Below are 17341 nucleotides of genomic sequence, written 5' to 3' on the forward strand. Positions count from 1 at the left end.
ATGGCCATAGCCTGCGTTAAATTCGTGTCAAGTCCTTACTATAAATGGGGGTAGCCACCGCACATTGGCCAGCACATTCGATGGACTCCAGTTGAAGGGTTCTACTCAAGGACGTAGCGAAGAGAAGGAAAGTTACGGATCTCAGGCAACCGAATGAGCCCTGTCTGAAACCTCGCCGGTGTCAGGGATAGACTGGGCACAGTTAACCGCACGAACACGTATGAAGGGATTGTCAATGACTATCAAGGTAGGCGTCTTGGGGGCTAAAGGGCGCGTGGGCCAAGCAATCGTGGAAGGCGTTAATGCGGCAGAGGATTTGGAGCTAGTTGCTTCCATCGACCGCGAGACCCCGTTGGAGAAGCTGGTTGAATCGGGTGCCGAGGTCGCCGTCGACTTCACCCAGCCGGCATCGGTCATGGACAATCTAGAGTTTTGCATCGCACATGGCATCCACGCTGTTGTGGGTACCACGGGGTTCGATGCAGGACGCCTAGCCAAGGTGGAGGAGTGGACTAAGAAAGAGGGCGCCGGCAACGTTCTCATTGCCCCGAACTTCGCTATTTCAGCTGTACTGACCATGGTGTTTGCCGCGCAGGCGGCGAAGTTCTTCGACAGTGCCGAGGTAGTTGAATACCATCACCCGAACAAGCTCGATGCGCCGTCCGGTACCGCGGTTCACACTGCGCAGGGTATTGCGAAGGCTCGCCAGGAGGCAGGCTTGGACGCTATGCCGGACAAGACCGAGCAGTCTCTCGATGGAGCGCGCGGCGCAGACGTCGATGGTGTTCACGTCCACGCAGTCCGTATGCAGGGAATGGTGGCTCATGAAGAAGTTATCTTCGGCACTCAAGGCCAGTCCTTGACCATCCGTCAGGATTCCTATGACCGCTCTTCCTTTACCCCCGGTGTTCTGCTGGGTGTACGAGAAATCGCATCCCACCCAGGCTTGACCGTGGGACTTGAGAAGTACTTGGGGCTGTAATGGCAAAGGTCTCTGAGCTTGATGTCCAGCTCATTGCGGCAACCGCATTCCATGCGCCGCGAGGAGTGGACTGGGAGGTTGATGAGGGGGCGTCGGAAAGCGAGGCTCTAGTCGAATTTGCCGGACGCGCCTGTTATGAGTCCTTCGACAAGCCGAATCCCCGTACCGCCTCAAATCAGGCCTATCTGCACCACATTCTGGAGGTAGGCCACGATGCATTGCTGGAGCATGCTACGGCGACGCTCTATATACGGGGACTATCGCGGTCGGCGTCGCATGAGCTGGTTCGCCACCGTCATTTCTCCTTCTCGCAGCTCTCGCAACGTTTCGTGCATTCCGAGGAGGCGGAGGTAGTCCTGCCCAAATTCATTGCGGAAGATGAACAGCTAACGCGGTTGACCCTCCAGGCGGCCGACGAAGCGAGGTTTGTCTACGAGGAGCTCCTCGACGCTCTCGAGTCCAAGTTGGAAGAGGAGCCAAATGCATTGCTGCGCAAGAAACAGGCTCGACAAGCAGCGCGTGCGGTATTACCTAATCTCACGGAATCCCGCATCGTCGTGACGGGAAACTATCGCGCGTGGCGTCACTTTATTGGCGCGCGGGCGACTGAACAAGCCGATACAGAGATGCGCCAGCTCGCCGTCACGTGCTTGAAGCTGTTGCGGGAGCAATCGCCGGTGCTTTTCGACGACTTCCATATCACCACCCTGGCTGACGGCACCGAAATGGCTTCGAGCCCGTACGCTTAAAGGCTTTGCAGGAGACTCGCGCACGACCCCGATGCGGCCAATAGGGGCGAAAGCAGGTAATCTTGACGCCTATGAGCACAGGTATGACAGCACAGGCAGGCGTCGACACCTTCGGACGCGTAGGCGTAGCTATGGTCACTCCATTTGACCAGGACGGCGCCTTGGACGTGTCCGCTGGTCGTCGCCTAGCAGCTCATTTGGTTGATAACGGCGTTGATTCGCTCATTTTGTCTGGGACCACGGGCGAATCACCGACGACGTCGTTGGATGAGAAACTGGAGCTGTTCGCAGCTGTAAAGGAAGAGGTAGGCGGCCGCGCTAAGTTGTGCGCTGGTGCGGGAACTAATAACACCGCCACCAGTATTGAGGCCGCGCGCGCTTTCGCTGATGCGGGAGCAGACAGCCTTCTGGTCGTGACCCCGTATTACTCCAAGCCTTCCCAGGCTGGTGTGTACGCGCACTTTACTGCTGTGGCTGACGCCGTGGACCTCCCCATTTGTCTGTACGACATCCCTGGCCGCTCGGGCATTCCGATTGAGACGGAGACCCTTCTTCGCCTCGCGGAGGTGCCGAACATCAAGGCTGTTAAGGACGCCAAGGGCGACCTTGTAGCAGCCGCACCGCTTATCCAGGAAACCGGTTTGGCATGGTACTCCGGAGATGACGGACTGAACTTGCCGTGGCTGGCCCTCGGTGCTTCGGGCGTTATTTCCGTGATTGGTCACCTCGCTCCGCGCGCCCTGGCTGATCTCTACGTGGCCTTCGATGAAGGCGATATTGCACGTGCACGAGAGATTAACGCGAAAACTTTGTCCCCGCTCGTCGAGGCGCAAGGCCGCCTCGGAGGAGCAACTCTTGTTAAGGCTGCCCTGCGTCTGCAGGGTATTGAAGTTGGAGAACCTCGTCTCCCAGTTACCGCGGCTGACGCGGAGGAGATCGAGGCTCTCCGCCACGATTTGGAAAAGGCTGGAGTCCTTTAAGAATGACTGAATCCCGTAATCGCTCCCGCAAGGTAACCCGTAAGGCGGGTCCGCCTTCGGAGACTGAGACCGCCTCGAATGAGGCGGCTTCGCCGGTTTTTCAAGCGCCGAACGAATCGGCTGCATCCGGCAATAATTCGAACGAGTCTAATAACTCGAATTCTGAGGACGGCAACCGCCGTTCTCGCTCCCGTGGTTCCCGTGGCGGCCGTGGTCGCGGTCGCGGCGGCAACAACAACCACAACAACGGTGGCCGCAACAACAATCGCAACCGTAATAACAACCGTGGCCGCCGCAACGTTCCCAAGTCCATGCAGGGCGCGGATCTGACGAAGCGTCTGCCGGAGCCGCCGAAGCAGCAGAAGGATTCGCTGCGTATTTATGCCCTGGGCGGTATTTCTGAGATCGGTCGTAACATGACCGTCTTCGAGTACCAGGACGAGATGCTCATCATCGACTGTGGCGTGCTCTTCCCGTCCTCCGGTGAGCCTGGCGTTGACCTGATCCTGCCGGACTTTGGCCCGATCGAGAAGAAGATTCACAAGGTCAAGGCTCTCGTTGTAACCCACGCTCACGAGGACCACATTGGTGCTATCCCGTGGCTGCTGAAGCTGCGCCCGGATATTCCAATCGTGGCATCGCGCTTTACCATCGCGCTGATTGCGGCGAAGTGTAAGGAGCACCGCCAGAAGCCGAAGTTCGTTGAGGTCAACGAGAAGTCGGATGTGAACTACGGTTCGTTCCGCTGCCGTTTTTGGGCAGTTAACCACTCCGTTCCGGATGCACTGGGCATCATGCTGGGCACCCCGGCTGGCAATATCATCCACACCGGTGACATCAAGCTGGACCAGACCCCGCTGGATAACCGTCCGACCGACCTTCCGGCGCTATCTCGCTACGGTGATGAGGGCGTCGACCTGATGCTCTGCGAATCCACCAACGCGAACATCCCGGGCGTTTCCGCATCCGAGGGAGATATCCCGGCTACCTTCCGCCGCCTGGTGTCCAATGCTAAGCAGCGCGTCATCATCGCAACCTTCGCGTCCAACGTGTACCGTGTACAGGCAGCTATCGACGCCGCCGTTTATGCTGGCCGCAAGGTTGCCTTCAACGGCCGCTCGATGATGCGCAACATGGAAATCGCCGAGAAGATGGGCTTCCTGAAGGTTCCGCGCGGAACCATCATCTCGATCGACGAGGCTGCCAAGATGGCACCGCACAAGGTCTTGCTCATCACCACCGGTACCCAGGGCGAGCCAATGGCTGCGTTGTCACGCATGGCACGCCGTGAGCACCGTCAGATCACCGTCCGCGACGGCGACCTCATCATCTTCTCCTCGTCCCTGATTCCGGGCAACGAAGAGGCCGTTTACGGTGTCATGAACATGCTCTCCCAGATTGGTGCTGAAGTTATCACCAACAAGGAAGCCAAGGTTCACGCCTCCGGCCACGGCTACGGCGGCGAGCTGCTCTTCCTGTACAACGCTGCGCGTCCGAAGAACGTTATGCCGGTCCACGGCGAGTGGCGTCACCTGCGTGCAAACAAGGAACTGGCAGTCTCCACTGGCGTTGACCGCGACCGCGTGGTTCTGGCACAGAACGGCGTTGTCGTTGATCTGCGCAACGGCCGTGCAGAGGTTGTTGGCCAGATTACCGTGGGTAACCTCTACGTCGATGGCGTCTCCATGGGTGACGTCGACGCAGATACCCTGGCAGACCGCACCAACCTCGGCTCTGGCGGCGTCGTTTCCATCACCTGTGTGATTGATAACCGCACGTCCCGGCTGCTTGAGCATCCGGCTGTATCCACCACTGGTTTCTCTGACGATGACCGCGGCATCGTGCCGGAGGTTGCCAAGTTGGTTGAGTCCACGATGAACGATCTCGCCGCTGAGGGCGAGAACGATACCTACCGCATGGTGCAGAAGCTGCGCCGCAAGGTATCCAAGCTCATGGATTCCAAGTACAAGCGCGAGCCGGTCATTCTGCCGACCATCGTGCCGACGAACTCGGATGTCCTGATGCCTGACGACGATGAAGTTCACGCCTCCCGTGAATCGCTCTAACGTCTAGGTAGACAGTGCCCCAGCGTTCCTGCTTCTGGTAGGTATGCTGGGGCGCATGTCGTTTTCCTCAGCAGAACGCGCCAAGATGGTGGCGTTATTCCGTGAACTTGGTCCCGATGCTCCAACGTTGTGCGAAGGGTGGACGGCCCGCGACCTCGTGTCGCACCTCTGGATCCGCGAAAACCGGCCCGACGTCGTCATCAGTTCTTTTGTTCCAGCGCTGACTTCCCATGCGGACAGCATCATGGAGGAAGTCCGTGCGCGAGATTTTGAGGAACTGGTGGATGACTGGGGTAGGGGATTGGGAAAGCTCAACCCTCTGCGCTACGTGGATTCAGTGCTCAACACCGCAGAGCATTTTGTGCACCACGAAGACCTACGCCGGGCCAATGCGCACAGCGAACCGCGTGATTTCTCGCTAGCGGTGCAGAAGGAGTTGCTCGCACCGCTAAAGTTTCTCGGGTTAAGGCTGTTGGCGCACTCTCGCCTCCCGGTAGTGCTGGAGCCGGCTGGGTTTGCGCCACTCGTCGCGGCGGATAAACATCGTGTGGCAGCGAAGGGGGACAACGTGGTGCGGGTCCGTGGGGCAGTTTCCGAGTTGCTCCTATGGGCGTTCGGCCGCGAGGCGGCTCGCGTTGAGATTGACGGGGATTCATCCGCCGTCGTTAGGTCAAGTCTGTAGGCTGAACTGTCTAAAATCTTCAGTGCACGCGTGTGGCGCATGTTGTTAATGGTGTGTTTGCTACTAAAGTGGCAGGCATGTCTGTCAAGAACGCTCCGTCTCGCGCCTCCGGCCGAGGTCGCACCGCCAATCGGTCGCGGCCGTCCGGCCGCACAAGCTATTCGCTGACCTCCGCAACCCGCGCTGCCGAGACCTCCGAAGAGAGGACCGGCAGCGCCTTTCGCGCCGTTGGCCGAGGACTGGGAACCGTTTTTGGCGCTACCGCCCGAGGCGTGGGAAGCATGGCGCGAGGGGTCGGGCACGGCCTTGCCGGTCTCAAGCCGGTAGATGCGGGGAGTCGAGATGACGACCTCTATGACTCCGCCTACGATGCTGCTCATGACGAGGGTGCCTACGATGATTACGACGAGTTGAGGGAGCCAGGGGAAATTTCTGGACGCGCGAAGAACAAGAAAAAGAGCAACAAGGCCGATAGCGCTGTTCCGGCAAAGAGCAAGGTAACGCGAGCACGCGACGTCGACAGTGAGATGCCGACGACGGTCATGGGGCGTCCAGCTCACACTGAGAAGAGCATCCGCGTCTCCAATCCAGATGCGGTGGCTCTTGTGCTTATCGGCGTGGCCATCATCCTTGCTTGCGCGACGTGGTTCCAGGTGGCCGGCATTATCGGTGAGTACCTCACCAACGCTGTGCGCTATGTGATTGGCGCGGGCGCCTATGTTCTTCCCGTTGCGCTGGTCGCCGTCGCCATTGCGCTCATGATGGATCTGTCCGGTCCGGCGGGCCATTTCAAGCCACGAGTGGTGGGCGGCACGGCCCTCATCGTCGTGTGCATGCTGAGCCTCATTCACATCTTTGCCGGTCTTCCGAAGCTGACCTGGAATAACAACGCCGCCGGGGAGGCAGGCGGTGCCATCGGCTTTGGAGTCGGCGAGCTGCTGGTGGCGGCCTTTTCTAGTTATGTCGCGGTGCCTTTGCTTTTCTTGCTCATTGTGTATGGGGCACTCAATATCACGGGCATCACCCTGCGTGAAGCATATGATTTTGTGGCCGCGCAATGTGCGGCGCTCGTCGGCGGCCTGCGTGACAGGAAGAATCGTTCAGATCAGGAGCTGCTTGACGACGCCCCCGCGGACGACTACGACTACGTCAGCGATGACATCGACGCCATCGCCGAGGGGCGTGAGCGTCCTGTGCGCCCGGCATACACTTCGCGACCGCGCCCGAAGCAGACACCGAAGCCGATGCCAAAGCAGATTCTGGATGACAATGCCACCGTCTCTTTCGACTCGGCAGCTCAGCCAGTAAGCCAGGAGCCCGTACAGCACGGCCGCCCGAGCTTTGATAGCCGCGCGGATGATACCGACGAGTTCCCCGTCGTACCGGATCCTGAGCCAGCCCCGCAGCCAACTCCGCAACCGGAGCAGAAAGTCGAACCAAAGCCAGAGCCCAAGCCAACACCGATGAAGCGTCCCCGCGTGGACGTCGGCGGTGCCGCCGGTGCAGCACTGGGAGCGGCGGCTGCCGAGGCGTCGGCAAGCGCAGCGTCGGCTGGCTCAGCGGGAGAGGACGTGGTCTCCGCCGCTCATTCCGAGGCAGTGCGCATGTTCCAGGAACGATCCGGACGTGATGCGCGAACGGGTGCCAAGATTGAGGATGAAGCCCAGAGCGTAGCCGAAGAAGCACCCGCAGCCCCGAGTGGTGCGGAAGACACTGCCCTGGGCGGCGGCTACGATGTGCCGACGACGGACCTGCTCACCGCCGGCAAACCTGCGAAGGCACGCACGGAGGCTAACGATCGCATCATCGAGGCCATCACCGAGGTCTTCGAGGAGTTCAAAGTCGATGCCCAGGTCACCGGTTTTAGCCGTGGTCCGACAGTCACGCGCTATGAGATCGAGCTGGGCCCTGGCGTCAAGGTCTCGAAGATTACGAACCTGCAGTCCAACCTGGCCTACGCCGTCGCGACGGATAACTTGCGCCTGCTCACCCCGATTCCAGGCAAGTCCGCAGTCGGCATTGAGGTGCCCAATGCGGACCGAGAGATGGTGCGTCTGCGCGACGTCCTGGATTCCCCGGCACTGCGTGCCGACCATGACCCCATGCTGATTGGCTTGGGCAAGGATATCGAAGGCGAGTACACCTCCTTCTCCGTGAAGAAGATGCCGCACCTGCTCGTGGCCGGCGCAACCGGTTCGGGTAAATCGGCGTTCGTGAACTCCATGCTGGTCTCGCTGTTGACCCGCGCGACTCCGGAAGACGTCCGCCTCATCCTCGTCGACCCGAAGATGGTGGAGCTCACCCCGTACGAAGGTATCCCGCACCTCATCACCCCCATCATCACGCAGCCGAAGAAGGCTGCGGCGGCCCTGCAGTGGCTGGTGGAGGAGATGGAGCAGCGCTACATGGACATGCAGGCTGCCCGCGTGCGCAAGATCGAGGACTTCAACCGGAAGGTCCGCAGTGGCGAATACCAGGCTCCTGCCGGCTCCCAACGAGAGATGCGCCCGTACCCGTACATCGTGTGCGTCGTGGATGAGCTCGCGGACCTCATGATGACGGCGCCGAAGGAAATTGAGGATTCCATCGTTCGCATTACTCAAAAGGCACGTGCGGCCGGTATCCACTTGGTGCTGGCAACGCAGCGCCCGTCCGTGGACGTTGTGACCGGTCTTATTAAGACCAACGTTCCTTCTCGTCTGGCTTTTGCGACGTCCTCGCTTACGGACTCTCGAGTCATCCTGGATCAGGGTGGAGCCGAGAAGCTCATCGGTATGGGCGATGGCCTCTTCATCCCGCAGGGCGGCCGCCCGGTGCGTATGCAGGGTGCGTTCGTCTCCGACGAGGAGGTGCAGGCGGTTGTCGACGCCGCGAAGGCACAGGGCTCGCCGAACTACACGGAAGGCGTGACGGACGATAAGGCCTCGGAGGCGAAGAAGGAGATCGACGAGGAGATCGGCAAGGATATGGACGATCTCTTGGAGGCCGTCGACCTTGTGGTCACCTCCCAGTTGGGCTCGACGTCGATGCTCCAGCGCAAGCTGCGCATCGGCTTTGCCAAGGCCGGTCGACTCATGGACCTCATGGAGTCGCGCGGTGTTGTCGGGCCTTCCGAAGGCTCCAAGGCACGTGAGGTTCTGGTCAAGCCGGAGGAGCTCGACACTATCATCTGGATGATCAAGGGCGCTGACCCAGCAGAGGCCCCGAAGGAGGTCCAAGACGCCGAAGGTGCCGGCGGGGTAGACGACGCTGAAGCCGATACCCGCACCGTTGAAATCTCCGCTAACCCCTCCACAGGTGCGTTCTAAGTTCCGTGTAGGATAGGACGAGTCTTGGAGGGGAGTACCCCAATCCACGGCGTCGATCGTCAACACGGCAACTGCGGTACAGTTCCCGGTCGCGTCGGCTAGCGAGGCTGTGACATCGGCTTGCTAGCGGGGGAGACCTCCGGTCTTTATTGTCGTGTCGACCGGAGGGATAACTCATTATGCATGTGCCACTATGGGTCTGGGCCATCACCATCGCGGTGATCCTAGGCTTCTTCATCTTCGACTTCTACAGTCATGTTCGTTCACCACATGAGCCGACCATTAAGGAATCCGGCGGCTGGACCCTGTTTTACATGGCGATGGCCGTTGTCTTTGGCGGAGTTGTGTGGGTGCTGTGGGACAGCGAACACGCGGCACAGTTCTACACCGGTTGGGTGACGGAACAGGCTTTGAGCGTGGATAACCTATTCGTGTTCTCGCTCATCATGGGCTCCTTCAAGATTCCCCGCAGGTATCAGCAGAAGGTATTGCTCATCGGTATCGTCCTAGCGCTGGTTTTCCGCCTTGTCTTCATCTTGATGGGCGCGGCCATTATTGCGGCATGGTCGGATGTCTTCTACCTGTTTGCCATCTTCCTTATTTACACCGCAGTCAAGCTGCTCATCGATGAGATCAACGGGACGCCCGAGACCGACCCCAACGACATGCTGGTAGTCAAGTGGCTGCGCAAAGTGATCCATGTGACCCCGCGCTACCACGGTGACAAGCTCACCCACCGTGAGGAATCCGGTGAGAAGAAGGGCAAATTCGCCCTGACGCCGCTTTTCGTTGCTTTGGCGGCTATCGGGCTGATCGACGTCATGTTTGCCTTCGACTCCATCCCAGCTATCTACGGCATTACCTCGGAGCCTTTCCTCGTCTTCACCACCAATGCCTTCGCTCTCATGGGGCTGCGCCAAATGTTCTTCCTCATTGATGGCCTGTTGGACCGCCTGGTCTACCTGCCTTATGGCCTGGGTATCATCTTGCTGTTCATCGGTGTCAAGTTGCTCTTCCACGCTTTGCATGAGAACAACGTGCCCTTCATCAACGGCGGCGAGAATGTCAGTGCGGTACCGGAAATTACGACCATGGTGTCGCTGCTGGTCATCGTTGGCGTCCTCTTCGTGACGGTGTTGTTGTCGGTGTGGAAGGACAAACGCGACCAAGCCCAGGGTGGTGTGGTGATTTCCCACAACCACTACGACTGGGACGATTATGGCAACAAGATCGTTCGCAACAAGGAGGGCGAGCTCGTCGGCAAGGCGGACGAACTTCCCAAGTCCGAGCTGCCTTAAACTCGGGCCGCGGGGATTTAGAAGGAATTAATAACGGGATTCCACTCGCGGAAAGCGCGCCCAGTAACAGCGCCTTCGGTGTAGAAGGGATCCTGGTCCATGAGGGCGATGACATCGGCCACCTTTACGGACTCATCCTCAAATTGCAGGACGATGAGCGCCCCGCCCTTGGAATCGGTGTAGGGGCCAGAGCCACAGATCTGGCCCTTGTCGTGGAGTGCGCCGATGAATTCGCGGTGCTTCGGGCGAACCTCAGCAATAACCGGGTTAGATGGATTGTATTCATAGGAAACTGCGAAATACTTCATACCGACCATGGTAGTGCTCGCTCGAGTGGCAGGGAGGCCACGGTAGGATGAAGAGCGTGAATGATTCTCAGGCTGCGCGCAACCAATCTCGAACCACGGATGTAAACCCCGAGGTCTCCAATTGGAACCTGCCCAACATCCTGACTAGTTTGCGCATCCTCTTTATCCCCCTGTTTGCCTGGCTGGTGCTCGCCGGCCATGAATGGTGGGCTTTCCTCTGCTTCGCGCTCTTGATGCTCACGGATAAGTTGGATGGCGATATTGCACGCGCGCGGGGACTCATCACTAACTTTGGCAAGATTGCGGACCCGATCGCGGATAAAGCCCTGATGACCGCGGCCCTCGTGTGCCTCAATATCACCGGGGCTTTGCCGGTGTGGATCACCGTGCTGATTCTGTTTCGCGAATTCGGCATTACGATTTGGCGCTTCTTCTTGCTGCGTCAAGGGAAGGTGGTGCCGGCTTCCCAAGGCGGAAAGCTCAAGACAGCGTTGCAGACTGTGGCGGTGGCGTTGTATCTTTGTCCGCTGCCAGGGTGGATGGACCTTCCGAGCCTCCTCGTTATGTTGGCCGCCGCCTTCGTTACCGTCCTGACCGGCATCCAGTACCTCATTGATGGCCATAGGGAGAACCAATGAGCATCGAGGCGCAACTAGTATCCACGCTCAGCGAACGCGGTGAAACTGTGGCGTTCTGTGAGTCCCTTACTGCTGGTCTAGCCGCTGCGACTGTGGCGTGCATCCCGGGAGCCTCGGCGGTGCTGCGGGGTGGGCTGGTGACGTATGCGACAGAGGTCAAGGCTCATTTTCTCAACACCACCGTGGAAGAACTTGAGGAGCAAGGCGTGGTGTCTGCTGCGACTGCTGCGCAGATGGCTGAGGCGGCGGTCGTTGAAACGCGTGCAGATTGGGGGGTAGGGCTGACTGGTGTAGCCGGGCCGGACCTCCAGGAAGGCAAACCCGCGGGCACGGTGTACGTGGGGTTATGCGGGAGGGGTGGCGGGGGCGTCGCCAAGCGCGGCGTCCTTTATGAGCTTCCTGCTGAGGGGCGCAACGCGATTCGTTTCGCTGCCATTGAGGCGGCATTGAGTCTTCTCCTATCAACTCTTGAAGAAAATTAGTTGATTGTGGGAACAAGTACGACTGCTGAGCCGTTGTACGGGGTGATGAACACTTCAGTTGCACTACTCGATAAACCCACCCAGTCCCCGGCGCGGTCGACGCGGACTCCTGAACCGCTGCTGCGTGAGGCCCTCGGATTAACGCTTCGCGCCTTCCGCGCGGATAAAGGCGTGACCCTCCGCGAACTCGCCGGTGTGGCGCGTGTTTCCCCGGGATATCTTTCGGAGCTGGAGCGTGGCCGCAAGGAGGTTTCCTCCGAGCTGCTGGCCTCTGTCTGCCATGCACTCGATGTCAGCGTCTCCGATGTCCTCATTGAGGCGGCCGGCTACATGGCGTTGCCGTCGATGGATGAGGAGCTCGCATCCACCGCACCCGCTGCATCGGAACTATAGAACCGCAACGGAATACTGTCTGCTTCGCTACTATTAGGCAGGCAGGAAATATTCTTGTTACACACCTTATTGACACAACGAACTGCTGAGAAAGGCACCTCCTGTTATGGCGAACCCATTCGTAAAAGCCTGGAAGTACTTGATGGCTCTCTTTGATTCCAAGATCGAGGAGAACGCCGACCCGAAGGTTCAGATTGAGCAGGCAATCGAGGAGGCGCAGCGCCAGCACCAGGAGCTGTCACAGCAGGCCGCTGCGGTCATTGGTAATCAGCGCCAGCTGGAGATGCAGCTGAACCGTCGTTTGAGTGAGATTGAAAAGCTGCAGCAGAATACCCGTAACGCCCTGAGCCTTGCGGACAAGGCCCGTGCCGAAGGCGATGCACAGAAGGCGACCGAGTACGAAAACGCGGCTGAAGCCTTCGCTGCCCAGCTGGTTACCGCTGAGCAGTCTGTTGAGGACACTAAGAAGCTCCACGATCAGGCTCTACAGCAGGCGGAGCAGGCCAAGAAGGCCGTTGAACGCAACGGCATGGCGCTTCGTGAGAAGGTCAACGAGCGCTCCAAGCTGCTGTCGCAGCTCGAGCAGGCCAAGATGCAGGAGAAGGTCTCCGAGTCCCTCAACTCGATGAACGAGCTCTCCGCAAACGGTAACTCGCCTTCTCTGGATGCTGTGCGTGACAAGATTGAGCGCCGCTACTCCAAGGCCCTGGGCCAGGCAGAGCTCGCCGAGAACTCAGTGTCTAACCGCATGCAGGAGATCGAGCAGGCTGGCGTGCAACTGGCTGGCCACTCCCGTCTCGAGCAGATCCGCGCGGAGATGAATAACCCGAAGGCAGTGGAGGGAAACTCCCAGCAGGCAATCGGTTCGGCAGAGGCTAAGGGTCAGCCGAACGTGCAGGAGGATGCCGTCCAGGCTCGCCTACGCGAGTTGCGCGGAGAATAAGGTTTAGTCGCCGACGCCGCGGGCTTGAAGCGCCTCACCCATCGCGCGTGCTCGGCGGATTGAGCGAATGATAACCGGGGTGCCAAAAGCGGTCAGTGATGCCGTGGCACCCCGGGCTTTTCGTGCATCAAGCACCTCGACCACGGTCCCCAGCATGAGGGGGAGCAAACGAATTGTCAGGGACATCGCCAGCGTGATGTTCTCAACCGGAACCCCGAGGCGCCCCAGTGGCGCGAGGGCCCGATCGAGGGAGTCCATCATCTCCGACACCTTCGTTGTCAGCGTCAGCAGCACCGCCGCGCTGATGGCTGCGTAGATGGTGAGAAACATGATCGCGGCCGACAGCAAATCCTTCTGCCACCACTGAAAAGCTGCGAGCGCAACGAGGAGGTAGAGCGGAGGAACAAGCTGTCCGAGTGCGACGCGAAACGGGATGCGGGCGACGGGAAAGAGCACTAGTGGGAGGAAGAGGCTGGCCGACGCCCAAGGAAGCGTGTGCACGGCGAGCGAGGTCACGAGGATGAAGCCGATGAGCACGAGGAATTTCACCGCGGCCGGTATGCGATGAATGATGGTATCGGCGTCGACGTAGTAGCCGAGGGGGATGTTTTTAGGCATGACTCTAGAGCGGGCGGGATTTCATGAGTTCGGTGTAGAAGGAAATGACCTTGTCGGGAGATCCGTCGGCTACGACGTGGTGGTTATCGATGCACAGAACGCGATCGAAATCAGAGACAAAGTCAAGGTCATGGGTAACCACGATGAGTTGCTGTTCGAGCTGCGCAAATTCGCGGCGAATGCGATCGCGGTTGCGCAGATCTAGCAAGGTCGTGGGTTCGTCAGCGATGATGACGGTGGGTTCCATGACAAGCACTGCCGCCAACGCGAGGAGCTGCTTCTGCCCGCCGGAGAGAGTGTGCGGGGACTGCTCAGCTAGCGGCGTCAGGCCGAAGCGCTCGAGAACGGCGTCGACGCGCGCGGTGCGCTCCTCACGAGACAGCTTGAGCCGGCGAAGGGAGAATTCCACGTCATCGCGCACGTGCGGCATGACGATCTGGTTCTCCGCATCAGAAAACACGAAGCCCACCTGGCGGCGAATCTCCTTGCCGTGCTTGGCGACGTCCACGTTATCCACCAAGACCTCACCACGTGAAGGTTCACCAAGACCGTTGATGAGCCGGACGAGAGTGGATTTCCCGCCACCATTGGCACCGATGATGCCGATGCGCTGTTCGTTTAATGAGAGAGAAATATCCTTGAGCACCGGTGTTTCGTCGAAGGTGACGGAAACGTTGCGGAAGTCAATCTGCGGCACTGGTGCTACTTTGCCTTGGTGCGGCGACCCATCAGGTCGGGGAATGCTGCGTGGACACCGACGGCGATGACAACCATCACGGCGACCTTAATGAGATCGGGGATGACGAACGGGCCCTGAGCCACGGCGGCCGCCCCGAAGGACATGTCAGAGCGGACCATCAGGCCAACAATGCCGCACAAGTACTGCACGGCCAGGCCGACGACGCCGGCGATGGCGAGGACTACCGTCATGCCTCCTTTGCTTCTCGGCGCGCGGTAGGCGATGAGGCCGGCGATGGCGGGTGAGACGACGTAGCCGACAAGGTAGCCCACGGTGGGGCCGGCAATGGCGCTCAGGGCACTGCGGCCGCCGGCAAGGATGGGAAGGCCGACGAGGCCGAGAGCTATGAAGAGTAGACCGACGAAAAAGCCACGGCGGCCACCAAGGACGAGGCCAGCCAGGATGATGACGGCGTTTTGAAGAACGATGGGCACGCCCACGGTAGGCGTAGGGATAGAGACGAACGCAAAGACTATGATGAGCGCGGTGAAGACCGCGACGTACGCGATATCAGTCGCGACGGAATTCTTTTTCATGGGCCAAAGTTTATCTAGTAGCTTAATGATGCAGCAAATAGGCACTTTTGAACAGTGTTCAAGCACGGCTTTTAGGCCTTGAAACTACCCCGAACGGGGTAATCTAGAGGCATGGCAAATAGAAAGAAGATGGAGCATGTCTTAGGGCTTGCTCGTGTCAGTGTGGTAGCGCTTCTTTCCGGTATCGCGCTGGGGAGCGTGGCTGGATGTTCGTTGATAGGTTCCGCGAATGTCATCGAAAATATCGAAGAAGCGGCCGGGGTGGAGGAAGGGGAGTCTGGCAGCGTCGACATGCGCGTCGGCGACATCTTCGATTCCGAATATCACCGCGTGATCTTTATCTGTCCTGGGGCTGTCGAGGAGGATGTCATAAACGCTAGTGGGGGAACCTGGCAGGGCGGTACCGACGAGGATGATGAATGGGTGCCGCCAAGCTCGGGGAGTGTTGAGATTTATCGGGATGCGCAGGGGCGTGGAGCGTCGAAGTATGTGAGCAGCAGGGCCTCTCTTGATGAGCTGGATGTCTGTAGCGCGCTGGGCGGGGTAGTTGCCGTACTGCCTGCCGATGAGCAGGTGTCTTTCGTCCGTACAGAGCAGGGCGGTCCGTGGAAACTTCACTAGGCGGCGAGGCGTTGGATTAGGTCTCAGACACGCGCGTTGCTCGAATGGGCAATCGAACACTTGTGTGTGTATTGTGGGTTGTGGTCTGGTGGAAACGTTAGGGTACTTTCGTGGCATGTGATGGAACCGGGACGATGCCGGAAACACAATGCGACGGGCCTGGGAACCGAAGTTGCTTCATGGCAGTCTAACTAGGTGCCCCCATTTAATGACATACAGCACTGCACACTAACTGACGCACGATAGTGAGGAAATAAATGGCTACGAAGAAGAAGTCCTCGGCGGCTAGCAAGGGCGATGATCGTCAGAAAGCCCTCGATGCCGCAATGGCGATGATTGAGAAGGATTTTGGCAAAGGAGCCGTCATGCGTCTTGGTGACGATGACCGCCCGCCAATCCAGGCCATTTCCTCCGGGAATACGGCCATCGACATTGCGCTGGGCGTCGGTGGCTTCCCGCGCGGTCGCATCGTAGAGATTTATGGACCTGAATCCTCGGGTAAAACCACCGTTGCTCTGCACGCCATCGCATCGGCGCAGAAGAACGGCGGCATCGCGGCGTTTATCGATGCGGAGCACGCGCTCGATCCTGAGTACGCGCGTCTGCTTGGCGTGGACACGGATAACCTCTTGGTTTCCCAGCCGGATACCGGTGAGCAGGCTCTGGAAATCGCAGATATGCTCGTGCGCTCTGGCGCCATCGACATCATCGTGATTGACTCCGTAGCCGCCTTGACGCCCAAGGCGGAAATTGAGGGTGAGATGGGAGATAGCCACGTTGGCCTCCAAGCCCGTCTCATGTCCCAAGCGCTGCGCAAGATGACGGGTGCTCTGTACAACTCCGGGACTACCGCCATCTTCATCAACCAGCTGCGTGAAAAGATCGGCGTGATGTTTGGCTCACCGGAAACGACCACGGGTGGTAAGGCGCTGAAGTTCTATGCCTCTGTGCGCTGCGATATCCGCCGAATCCAAACCTTGAAGGACGGCCAGGATGCCATCGGTAACCGCACCAAGCTCAAGGTGGTGAAGAACAAGGTGTCCCCGCCGTTCAAGATCGCTGAGTTCGACATCATGTACGGAGAAGGCATTTCGCGCGAGTCTTCCATCATTGACTTGGGTGTCGAACACGGGTTCATTAAGAAATCTGGCTCGTGGTTTACCTACGAAGGCGATCAGCTGGGGCAGGGCAAGGAAAAGGCCCGCAACTTCCTCAAGGACAACCCCGATCTAGCGGATGAGATTGAGAAGAAGATCTTCGTCAAGCTCGGCGTGGGTGCTGCCGCAGCCGAAGCTGGTGAGGACGTCGCCATGGATGTGCCGGGTGCAGACGATCCGCTGACGGATGAGGCTGTGGATCTGGTACCGAACGTTGATTTCGACGACGACTAAACAGGCGCAATGGCACAACCTTCACCAGAGAAGCTAGAGAAGCTACGTCAAGCTCTCGAAGCCTACGAGGCGGGCGACGCCGGTGGGCAGCTTGTTGATGCGAATGCTGAAGCAGCGAAGGCGCCCGTGCGCTCCCGAGCATTAGGCTTGCTAGATCAACGTGCACGTTCCCGCAAGGAACTGCGTGACCGGCTTGTCGCGGCGGACTTTGAGCCCGATGTGGTCGAGGACGTGGTCGATGACCTTGCAGGGGTGGGGCTCGTTGATGATGAAACCTTCGCCAAGGAGTGGGTGCGCCAGCGTCACGCGCGGCGCGGTAAGTCGGCCCGTGCCCTCAATGTGGAACTCAAGGAGAAGGGCGTTGAGGCCGCCGATCGCGCAGCGGCCCTAGAGCAGATTACCGAGGAATCTGAGGAGGCCGTAGCGCGCCGCGTAGCGGAGAAGAAGGCGCGAACCTTGAAGAGTGTTCCCGCCGACCGCCATGAGAGGGACAAGTTCCTGCGTCGCATTGTAGGAACACTCGCGCGGCGCGGCTATCGCCAGGAGCTGGTGATGCGTATTTCCATCGAAGTGCTGGATGCGCGCATCGCCGAGCTCTCCTAGCTGT

General features: G+C 59.2%; 18 protein-coding genes. 14 read left to right on the forward strand and 4 right to left on the reverse strand.

Annotated features, from left to right (window positions below):
- Nucleotides 1-235 precede the first annotated feature (235 nt).
- From dapB to HMPREF2806_RS06210, 7 genes are all read left to right on the forward strand, one after another.
- A complete protein-coding gene (dapB, locus tag HMPREF2806_RS06180) occupies nt 236-982 on the forward strand; it encodes a 4-hydroxy-tetrahydrodipicolinate reductase (protein WP_070513043.1) in 747 nt (248 codons plus the stop codon).
- Nucleotides 982-1731, forward strand: a complete 750-nt coding sequence (gene thyX, locus HMPREF2806_RS06185) for an FAD-dependent thymidylate synthase (RefSeq protein WP_070513046.1) — start codon at nt 982-984, stop codon at nt 1729-1731. Before dapB ends, thyX begins: the two co-directional genes overlap by 1 nt.
- A gap of 71 nt (nt 1732-1802) precedes the next feature.
- Nucleotides 1803-2711, forward strand: coding sequence for a 4-hydroxy-tetrahydrodipicolinate synthase (gene dapA / locus HMPREF2806_RS06190; RefSeq protein ID WP_049157584.1), 909 nt, complete (start codon nt 1803-1805; stop codon nt 2709-2711).
- Nucleotides 2712-2713: 2 nt separating this feature from the next.
- Nucleotides 2714-4777 (forward strand): ribonuclease J, encoded by a 2064-nt coding sequence (locus HMPREF2806_RS06195; protein WP_083295551.1) that lies wholly within the window; start codon nt 2714-2716, stop codon nt 4775-4777.
- 43 nt (nt 4778-4820) lie between these two features.
- Nucleotides 4821-5459 carry a TIGR03085 family metal-binding protein gene (locus HMPREF2806_RS06200; RefSeq protein WP_070516843.1) on the forward strand — a complete coding sequence of 213 codons (639 nt, stop codon included), beginning with the start codon at nt 4821-4823 and terminating at the stop codon, nt 5457-5459.
- Between the two features lie 77 nt (nt 5460-5536).
- On the forward strand, nt 5537-8767 hold the full coding sequence (locus tag HMPREF2806_RS06205) for a DNA translocase FtsK 4TM domain-containing protein (RefSeq protein WP_070516845.1): 3231 nt from the start codon (nt 5537-5539) through the stop codon (nt 8765-8767).
- Between the two features lie 179 nt (nt 8768-8946).
- Complete coding sequence (locus HMPREF2806_RS06210; protein WP_070513055.1) at nt 8947-10065, forward strand: TerC family protein; 1119 nt, start codon at nt 8947-8949, stop codon at nt 10063-10065.
- A 17-nt stretch (nt 10066-10082) separates the two neighbouring features.
- Here HMPREF2806_RS06210 and HMPREF2806_RS06215 read toward each other — a convergent pair whose 3' ends face one another.
- Nucleotides 10083-10373 (reverse strand): YciI family protein, encoded by a 291-nt coding sequence (locus HMPREF2806_RS06215; protein WP_010190299.1) that lies wholly within the window; start codon nt 10371-10373, stop codon nt 10083-10085.
- 47 nt (nt 10374-10420) lie between these two features.
- Here HMPREF2806_RS06215 and pgsA point away from each other — a divergent pair, with 47 nt between their 5' ends.
- The 4 genes from pgsA to HMPREF2806_RS06235 all read left to right on the forward strand — a co-directional run bounded on the left by pgsA (nt 10421) and on the right by HMPREF2806_RS06235 (nt 12829).
- Nucleotides 10421-11011, forward strand: coding sequence for a CDP-diacylglycerol--glycerol-3-phosphate 3-phosphatidyltransferase (gene pgsA, locus HMPREF2806_RS06220; protein ID WP_198531099.1), 591 nt, complete (start codon nt 10421-10423; stop codon nt 11009-11011).
- The gene (locus HMPREF2806_RS06225) at nt 11008-11493 is read left to right on the forward strand and encodes a nicotinamide-nucleotide amidohydrolase family protein (protein WP_049157575.1); all 486 of its coding nucleotides are present in this window, start codon (nt 11008-11010) and stop codon (nt 11491-11493) included. Before pgsA ends, HMPREF2806_RS06225 begins: the two co-directional genes overlap by 4 nt.
- A 45-nt stretch (nt 11494-11538) precedes the next feature.
- The gene (locus HMPREF2806_RS06230) at nt 11539-11886 is read left to right on the forward strand and encodes a helix-turn-helix domain-containing protein (protein WP_049157573.1); all 348 of its coding nucleotides are present in this window, start codon (nt 11539-11541) and stop codon (nt 11884-11886) included.
- A 106-nt stretch (nt 11887-11992) separates the two neighbouring features.
- Complete coding sequence (locus HMPREF2806_RS06235) at nt 11993-12829, forward strand: PspA/IM30 family protein (RefSeq protein WP_070516847.1); 837 nt, start codon at nt 11993-11995, stop codon at nt 12827-12829.
- Between the two features lie 3 nt (nt 12830-12832).
- Here the strand turns inward: HMPREF2806_RS06235 and HMPREF2806_RS06240 are convergent, their stop codons facing one another.
- From HMPREF2806_RS06240 to HMPREF2806_RS06250, 3 genes are read right to left on the reverse strand one after another with little or no spacing between them, the layout of a single operon-like run.
- Entirely contained in the window at nt 12833-13447 is a 615-nt protein-coding gene (locus HMPREF2806_RS06240; RefSeq protein ID WP_070516849.1) for an energy-coupling factor transporter transmembrane component T family protein, read from the reverse strand.
- Nucleotides 13448-13451: 4 nt separating this feature from the next.
- A complete protein-coding gene (locus tag HMPREF2806_RS06245) occupies nt 13452-14144 on the reverse strand; it encodes an energy-coupling factor ABC transporter ATP-binding protein (RefSeq protein ID WP_070516851.1) in 693 nt (230 codons plus the stop codon).
- A 5-nt stretch (nt 14145-14149) separates the two neighbouring features.
- On the reverse strand, nt 14150-14722 hold the full coding sequence (locus HMPREF2806_RS06250; protein WP_070516853.1) for a biotin transporter BioY: 573 nt from the start codon (nt 14720-14722) through the stop codon (nt 14150-14152).
- Nucleotides 14723-14833: 111 nt separating this feature from the next.
- Between HMPREF2806_RS06250 and HMPREF2806_RS06255 the strand changes: the two genes are divergently transcribed.
- The 3 genes from HMPREF2806_RS06255 to recX all read left to right on the forward strand — a co-directional run bounded on the left by HMPREF2806_RS06255 (nt 14834) and on the right by recX (nt 17337).
- Nucleotides 14834-15343 (forward strand): hypothetical protein, encoded by a 510-nt coding sequence (locus tag HMPREF2806_RS06255; protein WP_141756286.1) that lies wholly within the window; start codon nt 14834-14836, stop codon nt 15341-15343.
- Nucleotides 15344-15600: 257 nt separating this feature from the next.
- A complete protein-coding gene (gene recA / locus HMPREF2806_RS06260) occupies nt 15601-16734 on the forward strand; it encodes a recombinase RecA (RefSeq protein WP_046649357.1) in 1134 nt (377 codons plus the stop codon).
- A 9-nt stretch (nt 16735-16743) separates the two neighbouring features.
- Nucleotides 16744-17337, forward strand: a complete 594-nt coding sequence (recX, locus tag HMPREF2806_RS06265) for a recombination regulator RecX (RefSeq protein WP_070516857.1) — start codon at nt 16744-16746, stop codon at nt 17335-17337.
- Nucleotides 17338-17341 lie beyond the last annotated feature (4 nt).

Source organism: Corynebacterium sp. HMSC076G08, from assembly GCF_001811515.1.
GTDB classification, from domain to species: Bacteria; Actinomycetota; Actinomycetes; order Mycobacteriales; family Mycobacteriaceae; genus Corynebacterium; species Corynebacterium hiratae.

Excerpts from the sequence above, each read along its gene's own strand:
- dapB (WP_070513043.1), top strand. The coding sequence starts at position 236 with ATGACTATCAAGGTAGGCGTCTTGGGGGCTAAAGGGCGCGTGGGCCAA.
- thyX (WP_070513046.1), top strand. The coding sequence starts at position 982 with ATGGCAAAGGTCTCTGAGCTTGATGTCCAGCTCATTGCGGCAACCGCA.
- dapA (WP_049157584.1), top strand. The coding sequence starts at position 1,803 with ATGAGCACAGGTATGACAGCACAGGCAGGCGTCGACACCTTCGGACGC.
- HMPREF2806_RS06195 (WP_083295551.1), top strand. The coding sequence starts at position 2,714 with ATGACTGAATCCCGTAATCGCTCCCGCAAGGTAACCCGTAAGGCGGGT.
- HMPREF2806_RS06200 (WP_070516843.1), top strand. The coding sequence starts at position 4,821 with ATGCTGGGGCGCATGTCGTTTTCCTCAGCAGAACGCGCCAAGATGGTG.
- HMPREF2806_RS06205 (WP_070516845.1), top strand. The coding sequence starts at position 5,537 with ATGTCTGTCAAGAACGCTCCGTCTCGCGCCTCCGGCCGAGGTCGCACC.
- HMPREF2806_RS06210 (WP_070513055.1), top strand. The coding sequence starts at position 8,947 with ATGCATGTGCCACTATGGGTCTGGGCCATCACCATCGCGGTGATCCTA.
- HMPREF2806_RS06215 (WP_010190299.1), bottom strand. The coding sequence starts at position 10,373 with ATGAAGTATTTCGCAGTTTCCTATGAATACAATCCATCTAACCCGGTT.
- pgsA (WP_198531099.1), top strand. The coding sequence starts at position 10,421 with ATGAAGAGCGTGAATGATTCTCAGGCTGCGCGCAACCAATCTCGAACC.
- HMPREF2806_RS06225 (WP_049157575.1), top strand. The coding sequence starts at position 11,008 with ATGAGCATCGAGGCGCAACTAGTATCCACGCTCAGCGAACGCGGTGAA.
- HMPREF2806_RS06230 (WP_049157573.1), top strand. The coding sequence starts at position 11,539 with ATGAACACTTCAGTTGCACTACTCGATAAACCCACCCAGTCCCCGGCG.
- HMPREF2806_RS06235 (WP_070516847.1), top strand. The coding sequence starts at position 11,993 with ATGGCGAACCCATTCGTAAAAGCCTGGAAGTACTTGATGGCTCTCTTT.
- HMPREF2806_RS06240 (WP_070516849.1), bottom strand. The coding sequence starts at position 13,447 with ATGCCTAAAAACATCCCCCTCGGCTACTACGTCGACGCCGATACCATC.
- HMPREF2806_RS06250 (WP_070516853.1), bottom strand. The coding sequence starts at position 14,722 with ATGAAAAAGAATTCCGTCGCGACTGATATCGCGTACGTCGCGGTCTTC.
- HMPREF2806_RS06255 (WP_141756286.1), top strand. The coding sequence starts at position 14,834 with ATGGCAAATAGAAAGAAGATGGAGCATGTCTTAGGGCTTGCTCGTGTC.
- recA (WP_046649357.1), top strand. The coding sequence starts at position 15,601 with ATGGCTACGAAGAAGAAGTCCTCGGCGGCTAGCAAGGGCGATGATCGT.
- recX (WP_070516857.1), top strand. The coding sequence starts at position 16,744 with ATGGCACAACCTTCACCAGAGAAGCTAGAGAAGCTACGTCAAGCTCTC.